This window comes from Vibrio sp. 1069, from assembly GCF_033340555.1.
In genome coordinates this window covers 1-821 of sequence record NZ_JAWOWP010000231.1, presented here as the reverse complement: position 1 = coordinate 821, position 821 = coordinate 1, and the positions used below count along the sequence as shown (strand labels likewise).

Below are 821 nucleotides of genomic sequence, written 5' to 3'. Positions count from 1 at the left end.
ATACAACCCGAAGGAGTTTCGAGTTGATGTTCAAATCACCAAAGTTGTCTCTCATTATTTGAATGAGCGAGAGACATTCGATTTTGCCGGACTCATCTCTTTACCTTCATTTTTAGAAAAAATGAAAACAAAAAGCCAAGAACACTTGAATGTGTTTTTTGGTGTTTGTCTTAAAGACAAACATTGAGAACTTTACAAACAATCTTAAAGATTGTTTTGTCAGCTTTCCAAATTGTTAAAGAGCTAATCACTTCTAATGAAGTAACCATTTTTAAAAACTCTCAAGAGAGAATGTTTAAAGATGGTGGGCGATACCGGGCTCGAACCAGTGACCCCCTGCTTGTAAGGCAGGTGCTCTCCCAACTGAGCTAATCGCCCACATTAGTTTTACTTCTTAGTGGAAGAAGTTCCTCGAATGGTGGAGCTATGCGGGATCGAACCGCAGACCTCCTGCGTGCAAGGCAGGCGCTCTCCCAGCTGAGCTATAGCCCCATCGAGAAATGGTGGGTCGTGCAGGATTCGAACCTGCGACCAATTGATTAAAAGTCAACTGCTCTACCAACTGAGCTAACGACCCAATGGTATCCCGTAGGGGAGTCGAACCCCTGTTACCGCCGTGAAAGGGCGGTGTCCTAGGCCTCTAGACGAACGGGACACTAAGTGAACATCTTGGGGGATGTTCTATCTCTTAAACTTCATAAACCGTATCAATCTGTGTGAACACTCATCGCAATAATCATCGTATAAGGAGGTGATCCAGCGCCAGGTTCCCCTAGCGCTACCTTGTTACGACTTCACCCCAGTCATGAACCACAAAGTGG

The 821-nt window shown here is 44.9% G+C and carries 1 protein-coding gene, 4 tRNA genes and 1 rRNA gene; 1 reads left to right on the top strand and 5 read right to left on the bottom strand.

Annotated elements, in window-relative coordinates:
* A partial coding sequence (locus tag R7040_RS25665) for a hypothetical protein (RefSeq protein WP_318081631.1) occupies positions 1-187 on the top strand: 187 nt, incomplete at its 5' end.
* Between the two features lie 115 nt (positions 188-302).
* Here R7040_RS25665 and R7040_RS25660 read toward each other — a convergent pair.
* The 5 genes from R7040_RS25660 to R7040_RS25640 all read right to left on the bottom strand — a co-directional run.
* Positions 303-378: transfer RNA gene (locus tag R7040_RS25660), tRNA-Val, on the bottom strand.
* Between the two features lie 38 nt (positions 379-416).
* Positions 417-492 (bottom strand) — tRNA-Ala (locus R7040_RS25655).
* A gap of 9 nt (positions 493-501) precedes the next feature.
* Positions 502-577: transfer RNA gene (locus R7040_RS25650), tRNA-Lys, on the bottom strand.
* A 2-nt stretch (positions 578-579) separates the two neighbouring features.
* Positions 580-655, bottom strand: a tRNA-Glu gene (locus R7040_RS25645).
* Between the two features lie 89 nt (positions 656-744).
* Positions 745-821 (bottom strand): 16S ribosomal RNA (locus R7040_RS25640); the annotation flags it as partial.